This is a genomic window from Pelomonas parva (assembly GCF_043555835.1).
Lineage (GTDB): Bacteria > Pseudomonadota > Gammaproteobacteria > Burkholderiales > Burkholderiaceae_C > Pelomonas > Pelomonas parva.
This window is the reverse complement of the sequence record NZ_JBIGHV010000010.1, coordinates 226,503-243,022: the sequence shown is the minus strand read 5'-3', so window position 1 is coordinate 243,022 and position 16,520 is coordinate 226,503. Positions and strand designations below refer to the sequence as shown.

Genomic DNA, 16,520 nt, shown 5'->3' with positions numbered 1-16,520 from the left:
GCATGAGCGTCGTTTCCATTCCCCTGCCGGCCGTGCGGCCAGCGCCCTGGCGCCATCGGCTCGCGAAGTTCGGCCCCACCGGGCTGTGCGCCATGGCGGTCCTGATCTTCTGGGTCCTGGCGGCCGTGTTCGGCCCCACGCTGCTGGCCCGCAGCGGCGCCCACGGCGGCGGCGCGGTGTTTGCGCCAATCAGCGCCCAGCACTGGCTCGGCACCGACTACCTCGGGCGCGACATCCTTGCCCGCGTCATTGAGGGCGCGCGCTACACCGTCGGCGTCGCCATGGCCGCCACGCTACTGGCCAGTAGCGCGGGCACGCTGCTGGCGCTGCTGGCTGCAGCCAGCGGCCGCTGGATCGACGGCGCGCTGAGCCGCGTGCTGGACACGCTGACGGCCATCCCGAGCAAGATGTTCGCGCTGCTGATCGTGGCCGGTTTCGGTTCGTCTGTGCCGGTGCTGATCGTGACGGCCGCCGTCATTTATGTTCCAGGCGCCTACCGCATCGGCCGCTCGCTGGCCGTGAATATCAATGCGATGGATTACGTCACCGTGGCCCGCACGCGCGGCGAGGGCACCTGGTATGTGATGCGGCGCGAGATCCTGCCCAACATCCTTGGGCCCATGCTGGCCGACCTCGGGCTGCGCTTCGTCTACGTCGTGCTGCTGCTGGCGTCCTTGAGCTTCCTCGGCCTGGGCGTGCAGCCGCCGATGGCGGACTGGGGTTCGCTGGTGCGCGAGAACATCGGCGCGCTGGCCGACGGCGGCACCTCGGTGATTGCGCCGGCTGCAGCCATCGCCAGCCTGACCATCGCCGTGAACCTGTTGATCGACAACCTGCCGGGCCGCAAGGCTCGCGAAAGAGGAGCGCGCTGATGGGCAGCCTTGTTGAGGTGAGCAACCTGACGGTCGTGGCCGGAGACGCCACGCTGGTGGACGCGCTGTCGTTCAGCATTCGGCCCGGCGAGGTGCTGGCGCTGATCGGCGAATCGGGTTCGGGCAAGACCACCACCGCGCTGGCGCTGATGGGCTATGCGCGACACGGTTGCCGCATCGCGGCGGGACAGGTCCGCATCGACGACATCGACGTGCTCAAGCTCGGCGCAAGCCAGCTGCGCAGCCTGCGCGGGCGCAAGGTGGCCTACATCGCGCAGAGCGCGGCGGCGTCGTTCAACCCGTCGCGGACCATCCTCGACCAGGTCGTGGAGCCCGCGACGATGCACGGCACGCTGTCGCGCCCGGCGGCCGAGCTCAAGGCCATCGCGCTGTTCCGCGAGCTGGCGCTGCCCGACCCGGAAGGCATCGGCGCGCGCTACCCACACCAGGTCTCGGGCGGCCAGCTGCAGCGGCTGATGGCGGCGATGGCGCTGATCACCGACCCCGACGTCGTCATCCTCGACGAGCCGACGACGGCGCTGGACGTGACCACGCAGATCGAGGTGCTGCGCGCCTTCAAGCGCGTGGTGCGCGAGCGCCAGGTGACGGCCGTCTACGTCAGCCATGACCTGGCGGTTGTGGCGCAGATGGCCGATCACATCCTCGTGCTGCGGGGCGGTTGCATGCAGGAGCTGGCCAGCACCGACCGCGTGCTCGCCCAGCCGGCGCATGAGTACACCCGCGAACTGCTGGCCGCTGCGCGGCCGGCGGCGCGCGATTCCGGCCACGTCTCAGGCAGCACGCAGGCCCTGCTCGAAATCAGCGGCGTCTCGGCCGGCTACGGCGCGCGCGACGCGCAGGGCCGGCCGCAGGTGTGCATCCTGCAGGACATCGGCCTGCGCCTAGAGCGCGGCCAGGCGGTGGGCGTCATCGGCGAATCGGGCTCGGGCAAGACGACGCTGGCCCGCGCCGTCGCCGGCCTGCTGGCGCCCAGCGCCGGCACCATCCGCTTCGACGGCCAGGCGCTGTCACCCACGCTCGCACAGCGCAGCAAAGACGAGCTGCGCCGCATCCAGATCGTCTTCCAGTCGGCCGACACGGCGCTCAATCCGTCGCAGACCATCGAGAGCATCCTGGCCCGACCGCTCCAGTTCTACCGTGGCCTGAAGGGCGCCGCCCTGCAGCGCCGCATCGCCGAGCTGCTGGACCTGGTGAAGCTGCCAGCTAACCTTGCCGGCCGCCTGCCTGCGGGCCTCTCGGGCGGCCAGAAGCAGCGCGTCAACCTGGCGCGGGCGCTCGCCGCCGAGCCGGAGCTGCTGCTGTGCGACGAGGTCACGTCGGCGCTGGACACGGTTGTCGGCGCGGCCGTGCTAGATCTGATCGCTGAACTGCGCCGCGAGCTGGGCTTGTCGATCCTGTTCATCAGCCACGACCTGCACACCGTGCGCGCGGTCTGCGACGAGATCGTCGTGATGCGGCATGGCTGCAAGCTGGCCCAAGTTGCGCGCGCCGACTACGACCGCGGGCCGCACCACCCCTATTACGAGCAACTCGCGCGCGCCGTGCCTGAATTGCGGCGCGGCTGGCTCGAGGAACTCGACCTGCCGCGACCCGTGCTGGTCGCCTGACAACGACGAAGAAGGAAAACCCATGATCAACACGTTCCGTATTGCCGCCATCGCAGGCGATGGCATTGGCAAGGAAGTGATGCCCGAGGGGCTGCGGGTGCTGAGGGCAGCCGCCAGCCGCTTCGGCTTCGCCCTCGAACTGCGCGAGTTCGACTGGGCCAGCTGCGACTGGTATGCGCAGCACGGCCAGATGATGCCGGACGACTGGAAGGAACAGCTGGCTGGCGTCGACGCCGTCTATTTCGGCGCCGTCGGCTGGCCGGCGACGGTGCCCGACAACGTCTCGCTGTGGGGCTCGCTGCTGAAGTTCCGGCGCGAGTTCGACCAGTACATCAACCTGCGGCCGGTGCGGCTGTTCGAAGGCGCGCCGTGCCCGCTGGCGGGGCGCAAGGTCGGTGACATCGATTACGTCGTCGTGCGCGAGAACACCGAGGGCGAGTACACCAACCTCGGCGGCGTGATGTTCGCCGGCACCGAGCGCGAGATCGTCATCCAGGAGTCCGTGTTCTCGCGCCACGGCGCCGATCGCGTGCTGCGCTACGCCTTCGAGCTGGCCAACTCACGCCAGCGCAAGGCGCTGACCGTGGCCACCAAGAGTAACGGCATCGCCATCAGCATGCCCTGGTGGGACGCGCGCACCGACGAGATGGCGCGGCAGTACCCGGACGTTCGGGTCGACAAGCAGCACATCGACATCCTGTGCGCCCGCTTCGTGCTGCAACCGCAGCGCTTCGATGTCGTCGTTGCGACCAACCTGTTCGGCGACATCCTCAGCGACCTCGGCCCCGCGACCACCGGCACCATCGGCCTGGCGCCCAGCGCCAACCTCAACCCGGAACGCCAGTTCCCATCGCTGTTCGAGCCGGTGCACGGCTCGGCGCCCGACATCTACGGCCGCCGCATCGCCAATCCCATCGCCATGATCTGGTCGGGCGCGCTGATGCTCGATTTCCTGACGCAAGGGCAGGGCAGCGGGCGCGCGGCGCACGACGCCATCGTGCGCGCCATCGAGGACGTGATCCGAAGTGGACCACGCACGCCCGACCTTGGCGGCGACGCCCATACCGAAGACGTCGGCCAGGCCATTGCCAATCAAGTGAAGGAATTTTGAAATGCCATTGACGATTCAACATGACGACCTGCTGCCCGGCCGCAACTTCATCGGGGGGCAATGGCGCGAGGCGCAGGAAGGCCGCCGCTTCGACGTGACCGACCCGGCGACCGACGCCGTCTTCGCCACCGTGCCCGACAGCGGCGCGCTGGACGCCGCCGCAGCGCTGGAGGCCGCGCACGCGGCGTTCGCGAGCTGGCGGGCGGTGCCGGCCAAGCAGCGCGCGCAGATCCTGCGGCGCTGGAACGACCTCGTCCTGGCGCACCAGGACGACCTCGGCCGCCTGATTTCGCGCGAGCAGGGCAAGCCGCTGGCCGAAGGGCGCGGCGAGGTGGCCTATGCGTCGAGCTATGTGGACTGGTTCGCTGGCGAGGCCACGCGCGCCAACGGCGACGTGATCCCCGCGCCGGTGCCGGGGCGGCGCATGTTCGCGCTGAAGGAGCCGGTCGGTGTCGTCGCGGCGATCACGCCGTGGAACTTCCCTGCGGCCATGATCGCCCGCAAGATCGCACCCGCGCTGGCTGCTGGCTGCACGGTGGTCTGCAAGCCGGCGGAGGACACGCCGCTGACCTCGCTGGCGCTGGTGCGGCTGGCCGAGATGGCCGGTGTGCCCAGCGGCGTGCTGAACATCGTCACCGCGTCGCGGCAGCGCGCGGCGGAGGTGGTGGATGTCTGGCTCGACGACCCGCGCGTGCGCAAGATCAGCTTCACCGGTTCGACGCCGGTGGGCAAGCACCTGGCGCGCCGCAGTGCCGACACCTTGAAGAAGTTGTCGCTTGAGCTCGGCGGCAATGCGCCCTTCATCGTGTTCGACGATGCCGACCTCGATGCGGCAGTCGATGGCTTGATGGTGGCCAAGTTCCGCAACGGCGGCCAGACCTGTGTGTGTCCGAACCGGGTCTTCGTGCACTCGGCGGTGCATGACACCTTTGTCGACAAGTTGGCGGCGCGAGTCTCGGCACTGAAGGTCGGCCCGGCCAGTGATGAGGCGTCGCAGGTCGGGCCGATGATCAACGCGCGTGCCGTCGAGAAGATCGAACGTCACGTGAACGACGCGGTCGAGCGCGGCGCGCAAGTCGTCGTCGGCGGCCAGCGCCTGGCGTCGATGGGGTCCAACTACTTCGCGCCGACGCTGCTGGTGGGCGTCGATAGCTCGATGGCGTGCAGCATGGAAGAGACCTTCGGTCCGGTCGCGCCGGTGACGCGCTTCGACGACGCGGCCGACGTCATCCGCGCCGCCAACGGCACGCCCTTCGGCCTTGCCGCCTACTTCTATACGCGCGACGTGCGCCGCGTCTGGCGACTGGCGGACGCGCTCGAGTGCGGCCTGGTCGGCATCAACGAGGGCGCCCTCGCCGCCGAGGCGGCGCCGTTCGGGGGCGTCAAGGAGTCGGGCTACGGTCGCGAAGGATCCGTGCACGGCCTGGATGAGTACGTGCACTTGAAGTACTTGTGCCAAGGACAGGTGTGATTCGCTAGATCCTCTGCGGTGAGCACCGTTGAGAAAGCGACCACGGGCAACTTGATTCGACGGCTTTTCAAGGTGGTGAATGGCAGTGATGGGTCGCTATGCAAAGCTTTTCATAGCGACCCTGAACCGACATCCGTGGCCCTGTATTCGCCGCCGCGAAGTGCCCGGTTGGATCCTTGTCAATGCGACGAAGGGCGCATCGACGGCGTACGGTTGCAGTCGAAGTAACACACTGACCCCGGGGGCGGCAGCACCGGGGCAGAACAGGCCACTTCGAACCGGTCCCCCTCTTGTCAGGAAACCAGCAATGTCGCCATCAAAGCTTGCGCACCCAGATGTTGCGGTACCGGACCAGATGCCCATGATCCTGCAGGCGCAGCGGCATTTCCGCGTGGGCTCGATAGCTGGGCGTGCCGATGTAGGTGGTGCTGCCCTTGAGCGCGGAGTTGTTCTGCACCAGCACGCCATTCAACAACACCGTGAGTCGGGCCGGTGAAATGAGCGAACCGTCACCCGCGAAGCGCGGCGCGGCGTAGATGATGTCGTAGGTGTTCCAGGTCTCGGCTGGCCAAGTGGCATTGACGAGCGGAGGGAACTGCTTGTAGATCGACCCCACCATGCCGTTCACGTAGGTCGGGTTCTCGAAGTTGTCGAGAATCTGAACCTCGTAGGCATCCTGCAGGAAAACGCCGCTGTTGCCGCGATCCTGATTCACTTTGTCGGCGGGAAGTTTGGGCGCGCGCCACTCCAGGTGCAGTTGAACGTCACCAAAGGATTGTTTGGTCTGGATGTCGCCGGTGCCCGGGCCGACCACCAATTCGCCGTTGTCAATTTTCCAACCCGCGGTTGCTCCGGTGTTCGCGCTTTTCCATGCGTCGAGGCTCTTGCCGTCGAACAGCACGATGGCGTCCGACGGCGCGGCACCTGGCGCCGCGCCCGGCGTCACCTTGGGTGGAACGGGGAACCATACCTCGCTGAGTTCAGGTGCAGGCGGCATGTCGTCGGTCTCCGTGAGCGCCCGAACCTTGATGTTGCGATAGAAAACCTCGGCGCCTTCCGCTTGAAGCACGATCTTGCCATGGTCGAGTTTGACCCAGCTGTTCGTGCCGGCATCCCAGGACTTGAGTTCGCTGACGCGCATGTTCACGATGCCGTTGACGACGTGTGTGGCGCGATCACCGCGCACGATGACTTCGAGCGTGTTCCAGCCCGGACGCTCGTTGGCACGCCCGTGGCGCGTACGGTGAAAGCCCTCGTTCTTGCCGCCCGTGATGGGGACACCGCCGTTTTCGGGCGGAGCATAACGGCCGGTCTTCGGATCGACGAAGCTCGAGGCTCGCGTCGATATCGCCCACGCATCTCCGGTGTCGCCTTCCTGGATTTGGGCTTCGGCACTCGCCGGCCAATCTGACGGCCGCATGCGAACCACGTGATACAGCAGGCCCGCGTCGCGCACTTCGTGAAGCCGCGGCGGAAACTTCTTCTCGCCCCATTTGTATTCGAGGCTTATCACGTAATCCTTGAAGTCAGCGTCGGTGACGATGTACGCGAACGGCTGAGGCGTGCCCGCCACGTGCGTCGGATACGCGTGGATCTCGCCATTCTTCACTTCGAAGATGCTGGACGCGGCCGGCGCATCGGCGCTGACTGGGAATGCGTAGTGCGCCGACCAGCCGCTGAGATCCTTGCCGTTGAAGATGTGCTTCCATGTTGCGGTGTTCGCCGCATTGCTGGCGGCCAAGGCAGCGCCGGCAAACAAACACATGCTGGCGCAGACCAGCCTGGACATCATGTTCATTCCTCACATCCCCGAAAGTGCGGCCCCCCGGAAGGGCGGCTCAGAAGTTGGATTTGAAGTGGAAGGCGTTGGCACAAGAAGTACCTGAGTACCTGTCTCGTGAGGACGACGATGCGCCTAGCCCTTTCATCGTAGGGAGACGCGAAAGCGGGGCTTCGCCCATTGTGACTGCCGATAAAGTCAAACGTTGAGCGGCCACTTTCCGGAGGCTTGCTCAAGCTGTGCTAATTTTCGCTTCAGGTCGGGAGCACCCGTTCGACCGCTCGGGCAGCAGAAATTCATCCGGGTTCAACCGGGGTGATAGGCGGCCCTCCCACTTGGATGGCAGTTTCGCCCTCGACAGCGGTCGTAGCTGCTGCCGCGTCGTCAGGTGAGCCAGATGACGGCTTCATTCACTGGGCCGTGAATCCGGCATCCTGCTGCGGATTAAGGAAACCGCCGCAGAACCACCCCTCGCGACCGCAGCGTCAGCCCGCTGGGGGTCGTCCTTGTGATCACGCGATGAGCAATTTCGCGGGCTCGCCCCGATCTAGCAAGGCGACGCTGGGTTGTCCTTCACCGCATCGAAGGTCGTAGCGAAGAAGCTTCTTGAATGAACGACCATCACGGACCAGTTGTTCGACGAGCTGCTGTTCGTTCATGGTGTCTACCGGGAGCCACTGCCTGGTTACCGGCATCAGGTGGATGCCGCAGATGGCCGGTACGCCCGCCGGCCTCAGTTCGAAGGTTGCAAGCATCAACATCCGGATATCGGGCCCTGAGGTCCACATGCCCAGTTCCCGGCTGAACCGCTGCCCGATCGCCTTGCAAATCGGCTCGTCGAGGGTGAACGCCACATCCGGCACGTGCTTGACCACAGCTTTGTGGCCATGCCGAGCGGGCAGCACCTCTTTCACTTCGGCGATGAGAAGCGACAGCTGCTGGTGCCTACCTTCTTGGGCCGCTGCGCTTGACCAATTCGCCCACCGGCGGGCGCGGATCTCATCCTGATTCGCCAAGGAGAACGGCTCTGGTACGTACAGCCTGGCCCCAAGCGAGCAGCCACCGGCAATTACGTGGTCTGCTGCGCGTTGCAAATGCCTGCGGATGATGGCCCAGGTGCGCTTGCCTTCAAAGCCGGGGTGCCAGCGTGTCAGGCCTGCGTGCTCCCAAAGGTAGTGCAGCAGGCCACCCATCGACAGCTTGGTGCCGCTGGCGCTAACGCCGTAGACGTGCGCAGAAGATGAGGCGACCGTTGAGTAACCGGTCTGCCTAGATCTGAACAGCGGAAAGTCCAACCTGAGCGTTGTGATCCCGGTAGCAGGATCCTCCCTGATTGCGCTGCCCAGCAGCGGCGCCAATCCTGTCTGCTCTGCGGACGGTGCGAACGACGGGCAATCTGCGGCGTGACGATTGCCGGTGTCGGGCATCCGCTTGACCACGTAGCCATGAGCCAGTCTGGCCACGTACATCTCGGCCCCTTCGGACCGGCAAAGGCATCGTGGACGTAGGCGCCCCGCATGTGCTCGAGCAATGGCCTCCGCGAAGCCAGGATTGCTCGGTTCGAACCTCTGACCGCTGATCTCGAAGATGGTGTCTCTTCGTTCGTGAAGCTTGTAGGCGGCATGCATGACAGCGGCTCACCGAGCGTGTGCTGGAGCGGCTCGATCGCGTGAGTGGCTGGCTTCTGGCGTGGGCGTGCTGACGGTTCGCTGCGGCGGTGCCGCCTGGTCGTAAACCTTGACCTTGGGTGTTTGGCTGAGGCTTGCTCGCTGGGCAAGCTTTTCCGTCGCGGCGGCCAGGACGGCATTTCGCTTGGCTTCCGGCACTCGCTTTGCGACGAGCACTGCTTCGATGGCCGCAACGACGGCCTTGCGTCCGCCACCACCGCGCGCCGAGGACTTCTCTGCGGGCATGGTGGCCGTGCCATTGCCGGTCTCTCGGGTCGGCTCGATGCGATTGGTCAACCGAGCCTGCTGCTCGTGCCTGAGCACATCCATGTCCGCTGGGTTCGGCTCGTAGCCGATGGCCTTGACGCCGCGCACGGATGCTTCGAGCCAGACCAAGCGCCGGAAATCCTCGCTGCCCGACACGCGCACCCCTTTCCAGTTCCTTGCCTGCGCGACGTCGACCATGGATCGCGCGACGGAGGGGCTGTTGGTGTCGGTGGCCAGCTTGAACGTGGACTCGGTGAAGGCCACTCGCGAGCTGTCGCCACGGAAGCGGTATTCGGTGTGCCCGATGGCCACTTCGCCGATGGTCACGGGCGCACGCTTGATGACGTATCGATCCTTCAACGCCTCCTCAAGGCGGGCCACAAGAGCGGCCCGGTCGGCCTGGGCGTCGATCTTCGCGATGGCCTTGTCGTCGACCTCTTGCTGAGCTGCAGGCTTTGTGGACGGCGTCTTGGCGACTGCGCCGGCATCGGGCAGGTCGTCTCGGGCAGGCGCTGGGTCAAGAGGGCGTTGGGGCAGGGGCGCGAGCGGCGCGCCTCGCTGCCACTCGCTGCCATGCTTGAGGACCGGCGTGCGTGTGTCGTCCGCAGCGATGGCCGTGAAGCGGCTGCTGCCCAGCTGGTCGGCTTTCGCGACCATCTCGGCGAAGGAGTTGGCGCGATAGGTGATGTCGGCGAACGGGTCACGAAGCTCGTACCGCTCGCTTGGCGCCTCAGGTGGGGTCTGGAACTTGTTGATCGCCACGGAGGCTCGATTCGCCGGCTCAACGACGCCGCCGCGTGGCAAGGGGGCTGCGTGGCCTGGGGAGGTGTCTGCATCCACGGTGATCTCCTTGTGGACCGTGTTTCAACGCTGTACTGCGGCGGCCTGTGCAACAGGCAGAGCCTGATAGATCTCGATCTCGACTCGCCGGTTGAGAGCGCGTCCCGTCGGGCCGCTGTTGTCGGCCACGTGGTCTCCCGAGGGTTGGTAGGTCGTGCGGATGAGGGATGGGTCAACACCCGCAGCCACCAGGTAGTCCCTGACGGCCGTGGCGCGCTCGCGGGCGATGCGGCTCTCTACTGCGGAGTCGCTGCTGCCGTCGGTCCTTCCGCGCAACTTCACGAGCGGCGCGGCCTTGGCTTGGTCGGTCAGCGCCTTGGCTATGTCGGCCGGGAAGTCGACTTGCGAGCTGCCGAACTCGAAACGCACGCTGTAGACGCTGTTGCCACGTGGCTTCTTCTCGTTGAGCGGCGGCAGGCTGGCAAGAGCCTGTTGCCTTGCAGCGGTGTTGACCAGCGTGGTGGTTGCTGTCTCGGCCAACAGGCCGGCTTCCGTTGCCAGCAAGCGGGTGTTCTGCAGTTCGTTCTTGCAGACCTGCAGCTCGACCGCCATGGCTGTATTCGCAGGTCGCCTGCGTGCCTCGTCGACCGACGGTGGCTTGGGCGGCGAGCTGCACGACGCCAGCAGCATCAGCGAGAGCAGGAAGGGCGTGAGGAGGATGGTCGCTCGCATGGCGGTGCTCCCTTCAGGGGTGGATGGCTTTCGGCGCGCGGACGTCGCCGGCCCGCTGCAGTTCGGGTTCGACGAGCAGCACGCCGTCGTCGTCGGGTATGGCTTCAATTGCGCCGCCGATGCCTGCGTCGCTGGGGCCACCGGCCGTGAAGAAGTTCAGGAAGGTCTCCGCGATCCCATCCGGCGGGCCATCGAAGTTCTCGGGCAGCTGCGCCAGGTCGTGGGCAAGGGCCTCGATGTCGATACCCTCGCCGGGGGCGAGTTCGTCGTCGGCGTAGCGCCAACGCTGTTGAACGCGAGCCAGGTGCAGCTCCACATTCATGGATGGCACCACGGGCGGGGGAAGCAGCCGTGATCGAAAGGCCTTGTCCTTGAAGTAGCGGATCTTCTCGGCCAGGATGGGCTTGCAGTTCTCCAGGATGACGACCAGCCGCTCGCTGCCCAGCTCTTTGAACTCCTGGGGCAGCAGCAGGGCCCGGCGCTGTTCGCTTTCGTTGCGGCTGACAGAACTGCTTCCGCGCGTGCTGAAGGAGCGGCTGCGGCCGTGCGACGTGGCTCGCTCGGTGAAATGGCCGAGCATGGCGCTGTACTCATCGGCGTCGCGCTGCTCCCTGGGCGCGTAGAGGATCTGCAGGCCGTGGTTGGTCGCGAATGTGCGGGCCTCCTTGTCGCCGTACACGGCGTCGAGTTGGGACATTGCCTGCACGACCGTCAGCAAGCGCAGGTTGTAGCCGGCGAGGAAGGCTGCGGCGCTGGTGATGACGCCGACCCGCCCCATCGCCGTGAACTCGTCGTTGACCAGCAGGCACTGGAAGCGCAGGGACGGATCCTGCTCAGGCAGGTGCTGGGTGTTGAGGCTGACCAGTTGGGAGAAGAACAGGGTCAGCAGCGGTCGCGCGTTCGTCAACCGGTTGGGCGGGATGCGAACGTAGATCGACATGCGCCGGCGCCGGACGTCTTCCAGCCGGAAGTCGTTGGCGCTGGTCGCCGCATCGACGATGGCGTCCGCAAAGATGGTCAGCGGCGCCACGAAGGTGGCGACGATGCTGGACAGCGTGTTGTCCGAGTTCGACAGCAGTCGCTGCAGTGCGTCTGCGCACTCGTCAGTGAGAGGACGCTCTTCCTCGATGCGTGCTGCGATCAGGCCGGCAAGGTGGTCGCGGAGCGTGCGCCCCTTGCCGGAGGACTGCCGCAGCATCGCCCCGACCGTGCGCGGCAGTTCGGGCGTCTCCAACAGCAGCAGGCCGAGACCGAGGAAGAGGTTGCGGGCCTGGTCGTTGAAGAAGGCTTCCGACGAGGTGCCGCTGCCGTCGTTCGGAAAGAACACCTGGCCGATGTTCAGCAGGTCGCCAACGCGGTGCAGCAGGCTGGCCCGCACCGTGGTCAGCGGGTTCCAGCGGTGGCTGCGCGCTCCGTCATCGAACGGCGAGAAGGCGTAGACCGGCTGGCCGTGCGCCGCGCGATAGCCAGCCGTGATGTCGTAGTTCTCTCCCTTGATGTCGAGCACGACGACGGAGTCTGGCCAGTTCAGCAGGTTCGGGATTACCACCCCGACGCCCTTGCCGCTGCGGGTCGGCGCCGACAGCATCACGGAGAGCTGTCCCGACAGAGAGAGGTACTGCCCGCGATGCTTGCCGACGAGGATGCTGGGCTGGCCGCCGGCGGTCAAGCCGGCGCGCGACACCTCGGCAGGTGTTGCGAAGCGGGCGTCGCCGTGCAGCGGGCGCCTCTGCCTCGCGGCGGTGACCAAAGCGGCGGGCAACAGAATGAGCATCCCGCCGCTCGCCGCGCCGATGGCAATCTGCAGCTTCTTCCGGAGGGGTGGGTCGTCGGCGTAGAGGCGCCAGTAGCTGACGATGCTGGGGAACCTGGCTTGTGCCGGGTTGGCCTTGTTCAGCAGCAGGAAGATCACGCCCGCGAGGTAGACCGCCGCCCAAGCCAGCATCGCGTAGCTGGTTATCGCGAAGGTGGCGGCTGCGACCTTGCGGCCGGTCGACCAGGACGAGAAGGGAAGGGGGGCGACGCTGCTCATGCCGATGCCGCCTCGCGTGAGTGAGCCAGCCGCTGTGCGCGCGGCCGGTAGTGGATCTCCGAGATGAAGCGCCCACGCTGGTCGCGGTCGAACTGGACGACCACGTCGACCACGAGGCTCAGCAACCTCTTGATCTCGTCCATGGTCAGCCCGCCCCCGGCGCCTGTCTCCCGGATCATCAGTGCCATCTGTTCGAAGGCCAGCGCGCAGCTGCCGGCGTGGACGCTGGTGATGCTGCCCGGGTGGCCCGACGCGGCCAGGCGGACAAAGTGGAAGCACTCATCGCCCCGGACCTCCGCAAGGAAGATCCGGTCCGGCTTCATGCGCAGGCAGGCTTCGAGGAGAGACTTCGCGGTCACGCGGGCCGTGCCCTGGCCGTCCTTGCTGTAGAACAGGTGGACGGCGTTGGCATGGTTGGGCAGCGTCAGTTCGGCGGTGTCCTGGATAGTGATGAGCCGCTCGTTGCGAGGCACCTCTTCGACCAGGCCCTTCATGAACGTGGTCTTGCCGGACCCGGTCTTGCCGCTGACGACGACCGTCTGACAGCTGCGGACAGCCAGACGCAGGAACTCGGCATATCGACCGGCGTTCTTTAGCGCGACCAGCTCGGCCTCGTGCGGGGGAAGCCCTCCCGGGGATCTTCGGGACAGGTCGTCTGTCCGTTCAAACAAGCCTTCTCGCTCGAAGTCCGCCAGGCCCTTGATGACGCTGGACGGCTTGCGAATCGTGATGGACACCGTGCCGCGCGGCACTGCGGGTGGGATGACGAACTGGACGCGCTCGCCGCTGGGCAGCGTTGCGGACAGCAGCGGTCGCTCCTGGTTGATTTGCTGGTCGCAGTAGGTGGCGACGGCGGTGGCCAGCGACAGGCAGCGCTCCAGCACCATCTCCGGCGCAGCAACCGTTCTCCAGCCCGTCGTGTCTTCTATGAGGAGCTCGCCTGGGCGATTGACGCAGACCTCAAGGACATCCGGCGCGTCGAGGTGCGGGCGCAGCGGGCGCAGGAACTCGATGACCGATGTGGCGTCGCCGCACCAGCCATCGGGCGCCGCGTCATGGTCGCAGTCGCAGTTGCTCATGGCGTCTCACCGCGCGGTGGGCCGAAGTTCGTAGACGGACGAGAAGTCCACGTCTCGGGCGACGTAGATGCCGACGATGCCGCCCTGGTTCTGGTAAACCAGCGGCGGGATGTTGATCGTGCTGTCCAGCACCTTCTCGGCCAGCTTGCTGGTGTTCGCGGTGGTGGCGGGCATCACGAGGGTGTCGCCCTGGCGGTCGTTGGCCTGGTTCTGGATGACCAGCTTGACGGAGTCGTCGATCAGCGACAACAACATGGCGGCGCCGATGCGCTCGGTCCAGCGGTTGTCGACATGGCCCTCTACGCCTGACTCTCCGAGAGGTCCCGTCGCGGGAGACTCGATGTCCACGGTCACGCCCAGCGGCGTGCGGATCCGCGTCCAGAGCACTGGTATTCGGACCATGCCCGGCCGTGCGGATGCGGTGCGGTACTCGCCGTCCAGGTGTGAACCGCGCTCGATGAGCAGGACCCGTCCGTCGTCGCTGAAGACATTGCGCTGGACCTGGCAACCCACCAGACCCGAGGCGGCGCTGATGAGCCTTGTCTTGAGGGCGCAGGTGAACGCGGTGCCCTTGGGCAGGGTGAGGCTCCGATTGCTCAGCATGCCGGCGCTTGCCTTGGGTGTCGCCGATCCCTGCAGCTGACCACCGAACAACGCGCCGGCAGGCGCGTGGCCGGCGTTCCCGCCAGGACCGACGGGCGAGGGCGCGCTCAACAGGGGGCTGGCAGGGCTCTGGGCGCTGCCCGCGCCGCTTGCGAGGTCTGCAGTTCGGGTCAGGTCGCTGAGCAGGCCCTGCAACTGCCGCTGGTAAGCCTCCAGGTTGCGGGTTGTGGCAGCCAGGGGATCGGTCGTGTCGGTCTCACTGGGGTGTGAGTCCGGGCCAGCCGTGCTGCCGCTCGACGGCTCACGATTGGCCTGCTGTGCGGATGCGTGGCCGGATGGACGAGTTGAGACAAGCAGGATCGGCGCGTCTTCGGGGGCTGTCTGCTTCGAGCCGCTCTTCGGAGGCGCGCCCGTGCCCGTGCGCCGGACGCCGATGGCTTGCGCCACTTCATCATCATCGGGCTCTAGCGCTGGGATGCGTGGGGCGGCGCTTGCGGAGTTGGCTGGCACGATCTGGGTGACGTCCAGCTTGCGAGGCTCGGTTGTTGCCGCAGTGGGCTTGTCGCCAGCGCGCGTGGATTCCGGCTCGGTCTTCTTGCCGCTGGTGGCGATTCGCTGGATCCCAACGGCGCTGATCGCAACCACGGTGCCCAGGAGCAGCACCAGCGCGACGAGCCCCTTCTTGGAAATGGCGCTGCTCTGTGCGGCAGCGATGTTCGGAATCCCAGGCTCACCAGGCAGTGGAGACAGGGTGTTCCCATCGAGCTGCATCCCGGACTCTGGATCGCTGGGCGAGGTTTGGCGGTCGGTGGTCATGGCTTCGCTACCCGGTGCGTCTCAGCTGCCGGCGCCGCTGTCTTGAGGACGCGTTGCACACCTGGCACCGTCGTTCCGTCGCCTGGCGGAAGTCCCTCCAGATCGAACGCCTCGTTCCAGAGACCGACCACTGACGATCCGGCGCGCAGCATCAGCCTGCGGCTGACGCGATCCACCACCAGGAGGTCGTCCTCCATGCGAGCGTTGACCAGCGTCTCGCTGCCATCGCTGCGCACATGGAACACCGCAGGCACTTCACGGTTGCCGGGGAAGCATAGGTAGGTGAAGCGTCCGTCATCGAAGACCAGCGAGGGCACGATCTCGTCAGAGCCGCGACCTTCCGCCAACGAGTAGTGGGTGTTCAAGACTTGCGGCTTGGCCTGCATGCGCTCGGCTATCAGTTCCTCCGGGAGGATCAGCGGCTGCAATACGAGCGGCGGCAGGCGCGGAAGGGCAGGAGTGGACGCGCTTGATGCAGCCGGCGCGGGCCGGGCGGGGGCCTTGACGTCAAGCCGGTAGATCGGTGGTTTCGGATCACTGTCTGCCAGCACGTCGAACCTGAACGCATGGGTGCGACGGTCGGTGACGACCATGAGGTTGTTCGCTGCGCTGGCATTGCTCTTGGGCTTGACGAACAACGTGCGGCCGCCGGGCTGTGCCACAACACACCAGGCCGCCTCGGGTTTGGCGCAGTCACCGCCAAGGCCTGCGGCGACTTCCGCGATGGCCTCATCGGCATCGAGGACCATGAGAGACACGACACCGCGCTTGACCGGGACGGTGACGACGGCACGCGGGTCGTAGATGACCTCCCTCAGGCGCGGGTCGCCGTCTTTGCGAACTGCGGCTGCGGCGGGGATGGCGACGGCGATGAGCATCGAGACCAAGGTCTTCATGGCTTGGCTCCTGGCGCGCTGGCGTTGATCTCCGGATCGGAGCGGTAGGCGGTGACGACAAAGCCGAACGGGTTCTCAAGCCGGTCCCGCTCCTTGGCGAGCACCTTGGGCTGGTACTTGAAGACGAGGCTGGCGACGTGGCGCGTTGTCACGGGCGGCAGGTTCCGATCGGTGAGGTGAACGACCTTGTCGTAGGTGACGGTCGCTTCGCCTTGGTTGCCGCTCCGGCCAGTTGCGGCCAGACGCACGCCGACCACGTTAATGCGCCAGTCCTGGGTTCCGCTCAGCTTCTTGTGTAGGGCTGCATCGCCTTCGAACTGCCGGTTGTATTCAGCGAACACCGTAGGGACCGCCATGCGTGCGACTTGGTCGAAGTCGCGCTGCAGGAACATCCAGTTGTAGCCTTCGCGGGCGCGAACGAACGCCGCCGCGTTGTGCTTGTCCAGCGCCTCCAGAGGCGGGATGGTTTCGGCGGCCAGGCGCTGCTGGACCGTCGTCTCGCCGGTCACGCGGTCGACGACGATGGGCACCTCGACGACGCTGCGCAACGGCCCTTGTACGAACACCGCTGCGATACCGATCAGGCCCAGCGCCGCACCGCCGGCGGCTACCCGCCAGGCACGCCGTTCCGACCGTTCCATCAGCAGCTGTCGGTCAAGCTCCCAAGCCTGGTTGGCTTCGATGGCGTCGGCGATGATGGCCGTGCTTGCGGGTTTGCTGTTGTGCTTCGGCAATGCGGCAGCCTCGCCTGGTGTCAGGACAGCGCTCATGGGGTACCTCGGGTGA

General features: G+C 66.4%; 13 protein-coding genes. 4 read left to right on the top strand and 9 right to left on the bottom strand.

The genetic code is table 11. The features are described 5' to 3' along the window. Positions 1-2: 2 nt before the first annotated feature. From ACG00Y_RS24135 to ACG00Y_RS24120, 4 genes are read left to right on the top strand one after another with little or no spacing between them, the layout of a single operon-like run. Complete coding sequence (locus ACG00Y_RS24135; protein WP_394483370.1) at positions 3-872, top strand: ABC transporter permease; 870 nt, start codon at positions 3-5, stop codon at positions 870-872. Next, a complete protein-coding gene (locus ACG00Y_RS24130) occupies positions 872-2,500 on the top strand; it encodes an ABC transporter ATP-binding protein (protein ID WP_394483368.1) in 1,629 nt (542 codons plus the stop codon). Before ACG00Y_RS24135 ends, ACG00Y_RS24130 begins: the two co-directional genes overlap by 1 nt. A gap of 22 nt (positions 2,501-2,522) precedes the next feature. Beyond that, on the top strand, positions 2,523-3,611 hold the full coding sequence (locus tag ACG00Y_RS24125; RefSeq protein WP_394483366.1) for a tartrate dehydrogenase: 1,089 nt from the start codon (positions 2,523-2,525) through the stop codon (positions 3,609-3,611). A gap of 1 nt (position 3,612) precedes the next feature. Then, positions 3,613-5,082: an NAD-dependent succinate-semialdehyde dehydrogenase gene (locus ACG00Y_RS24120; RefSeq protein ID WP_394483364.1), complete on the top strand. Its 1,470-nt coding sequence runs from the start codon at positions 3,613-3,615 to the stop codon at positions 5,080-5,082. Positions 5,083-5,398: 316 nt separating this feature from the next. Here ACG00Y_RS24120 and ACG00Y_RS24115 read toward each other — a convergent pair whose 3' ends face one another. From ACG00Y_RS24115 to ACG00Y_RS24075, 9 genes are all read right to left on the bottom strand, one after another. Next, positions 5,399-6,880: a 3-keto-disaccharide hydrolase gene (locus ACG00Y_RS24115; protein ID WP_394483362.1), complete on the bottom strand. Its 1,482-nt coding sequence runs from the start codon at positions 6,878-6,880 to the stop codon at positions 5,399-5,401. Between the two features lie 494 nt (positions 6,881-7,374). Beyond that, positions 7,375-8,490 (bottom strand): DUF1173 family protein, encoded by a 1,116-nt coding sequence (locus ACG00Y_RS24110; RefSeq protein WP_394483360.1) that lies wholly within the window; start codon positions 8,488-8,490, stop codon positions 7,375-7,377. A 9-nt stretch (positions 8,491-8,499) separates the two neighbouring features. Beyond that, positions 8,500-9,558 carry an LPD7 domain-containing protein gene (locus ACG00Y_RS24105; RefSeq protein ID WP_394483358.1) on the bottom strand — a complete coding sequence of 353 codons (1,059 nt, stop codon included), beginning with the start codon at positions 9,556-9,558 and terminating at the stop codon, positions 8,500-8,502. Between the two features lie 102 nt (positions 9,559-9,660). Then, positions 9,661-10,308: an OmpA family protein gene (locus ACG00Y_RS24100; RefSeq protein WP_394483356.1), complete on the bottom strand. Its 648-nt coding sequence runs from the start codon at positions 10,306-10,308 to the stop codon at positions 9,661-9,663. Positions 10,309-10,321: 13 nt separating this feature from the next. Continuing rightward, positions 10,322-12,340 carry a type IV secretory system conjugative DNA transfer family protein gene (locus ACG00Y_RS24095; RefSeq protein ID WP_394483354.1) on the bottom strand — a complete coding sequence of 673 codons (2,019 nt, stop codon included), beginning with the start codon at positions 12,338-12,340 and terminating at the stop codon, positions 10,322-10,324. Further along, complete coding sequence (virB11, locus tag ACG00Y_RS24090; protein ID WP_394483352.1) at positions 12,337-13,419, bottom strand: P-type DNA transfer ATPase VirB11; 1,083 nt, start codon at positions 13,417-13,419, stop codon at positions 12,337-12,339. The genes ACG00Y_RS24095 and virB11 overlap by 4 nt, the downstream gene beginning before the upstream one ends. A gap of 6 nt (positions 13,420-13,425) precedes the next feature. Continuing rightward, on the bottom strand, positions 13,426-14,838 hold the full coding sequence (virB10, locus tag ACG00Y_RS24085; protein ID WP_394483350.1) for a type IV secretion system protein VirB10: 1,413 nt from the start codon (positions 14,836-14,838) through the stop codon (positions 13,426-13,428). Continuing rightward, entirely contained in the window at positions 14,835-15,734 is a 900-nt protein-coding gene (locus ACG00Y_RS24080; protein WP_394483348.1) for a TrbG/VirB9 family P-type conjugative transfer protein, read from the bottom strand. Before ACG00Y_RS24080 ends, virB10 begins: the two co-directional genes overlap by 4 nt. After that, positions 15,731-16,504 (bottom strand): VirB8 family type IV secretion system protein, encoded by a 774-nt coding sequence (locus tag ACG00Y_RS24075; protein WP_394483346.1) that lies wholly within the window; start codon positions 16,502-16,504, stop codon positions 15,731-15,733. The genes ACG00Y_RS24080 and ACG00Y_RS24075 overlap by 4 nt, the downstream gene beginning before the upstream one ends. Positions 16,505-16,520: the final 16 nt, after the last annotated feature.

Excerpts from the sequence above, each read along its gene's own strand:
- ACG00Y_RS24135 (WP_394483370.1), top strand. The coding sequence starts at position 3 with ATGAGCGTCGTTTCCATTCCCCTGCCGGCCGTGCGGCCAGCGCCCTGG.
- ACG00Y_RS24130 (WP_394483368.1), top strand. The coding sequence starts at position 872 with ATGGGCAGCCTTGTTGAGGTGAGCAACCTGACGGTCGTGGCCGGAGAC.
- ACG00Y_RS24125 (WP_394483366.1), top strand. The coding sequence starts at position 2,523 with ATGATCAACACGTTCCGTATTGCCGCCATCGCAGGCGATGGCATTGGC.
- ACG00Y_RS24120 (WP_394483364.1), top strand. The coding sequence starts at position 3,613 with ATGCCATTGACGATTCAACATGACGACCTGCTGCCCGGCCGCAACTTC.
- ACG00Y_RS24115 (WP_394483362.1), bottom strand. The coding sequence starts at position 6,880 with ATGAACATGATGTCCAGGCTGGTCTGCGCCAGCATGTGTTTGTTTGCC.
- ACG00Y_RS24110 (WP_394483360.1), bottom strand. The coding sequence starts at position 8,490 with ATGCATGCCGCCTACAAGCTTCACGAACGAAGAGACACCATCTTCGAG.
- ACG00Y_RS24100 (WP_394483356.1), bottom strand. The coding sequence starts at position 10,308 with ATGCGAGCGACCATCCTCCTCACGCCCTTCCTGCTCTCGCTGATGCTG.
- ACG00Y_RS24095 (WP_394483354.1), bottom strand. The coding sequence starts at position 12,340 with ATGAGCAGCGTCGCCCCCCTTCCCTTCTCGTCCTGGTCGACCGGCCGC.
- virB11 (WP_394483352.1), bottom strand. The coding sequence starts at position 13,419 with ATGAGCAACTGCGACTGCGACCATGACGCGGCGCCCGATGGCTGGTGC.
- virB10 (WP_394483350.1), bottom strand. The coding sequence starts at position 14,838 with ATGACCACCGACCGCCAAACCTCGCCCAGCGATCCAGAGTCCGGGATG.
- ACG00Y_RS24080 (WP_394483348.1), bottom strand. The coding sequence starts at position 15,734 with ATGAAGACCTTGGTCTCGATGCTCATCGCCGTCGCCATCCCCGCCGCA.
- ACG00Y_RS24075 (WP_394483346.1), bottom strand. The coding sequence starts at position 16,504 with ATGAGCGCTGTCCTGACACCAGGCGAGGCTGCCGCATTGCCGAAGCAC.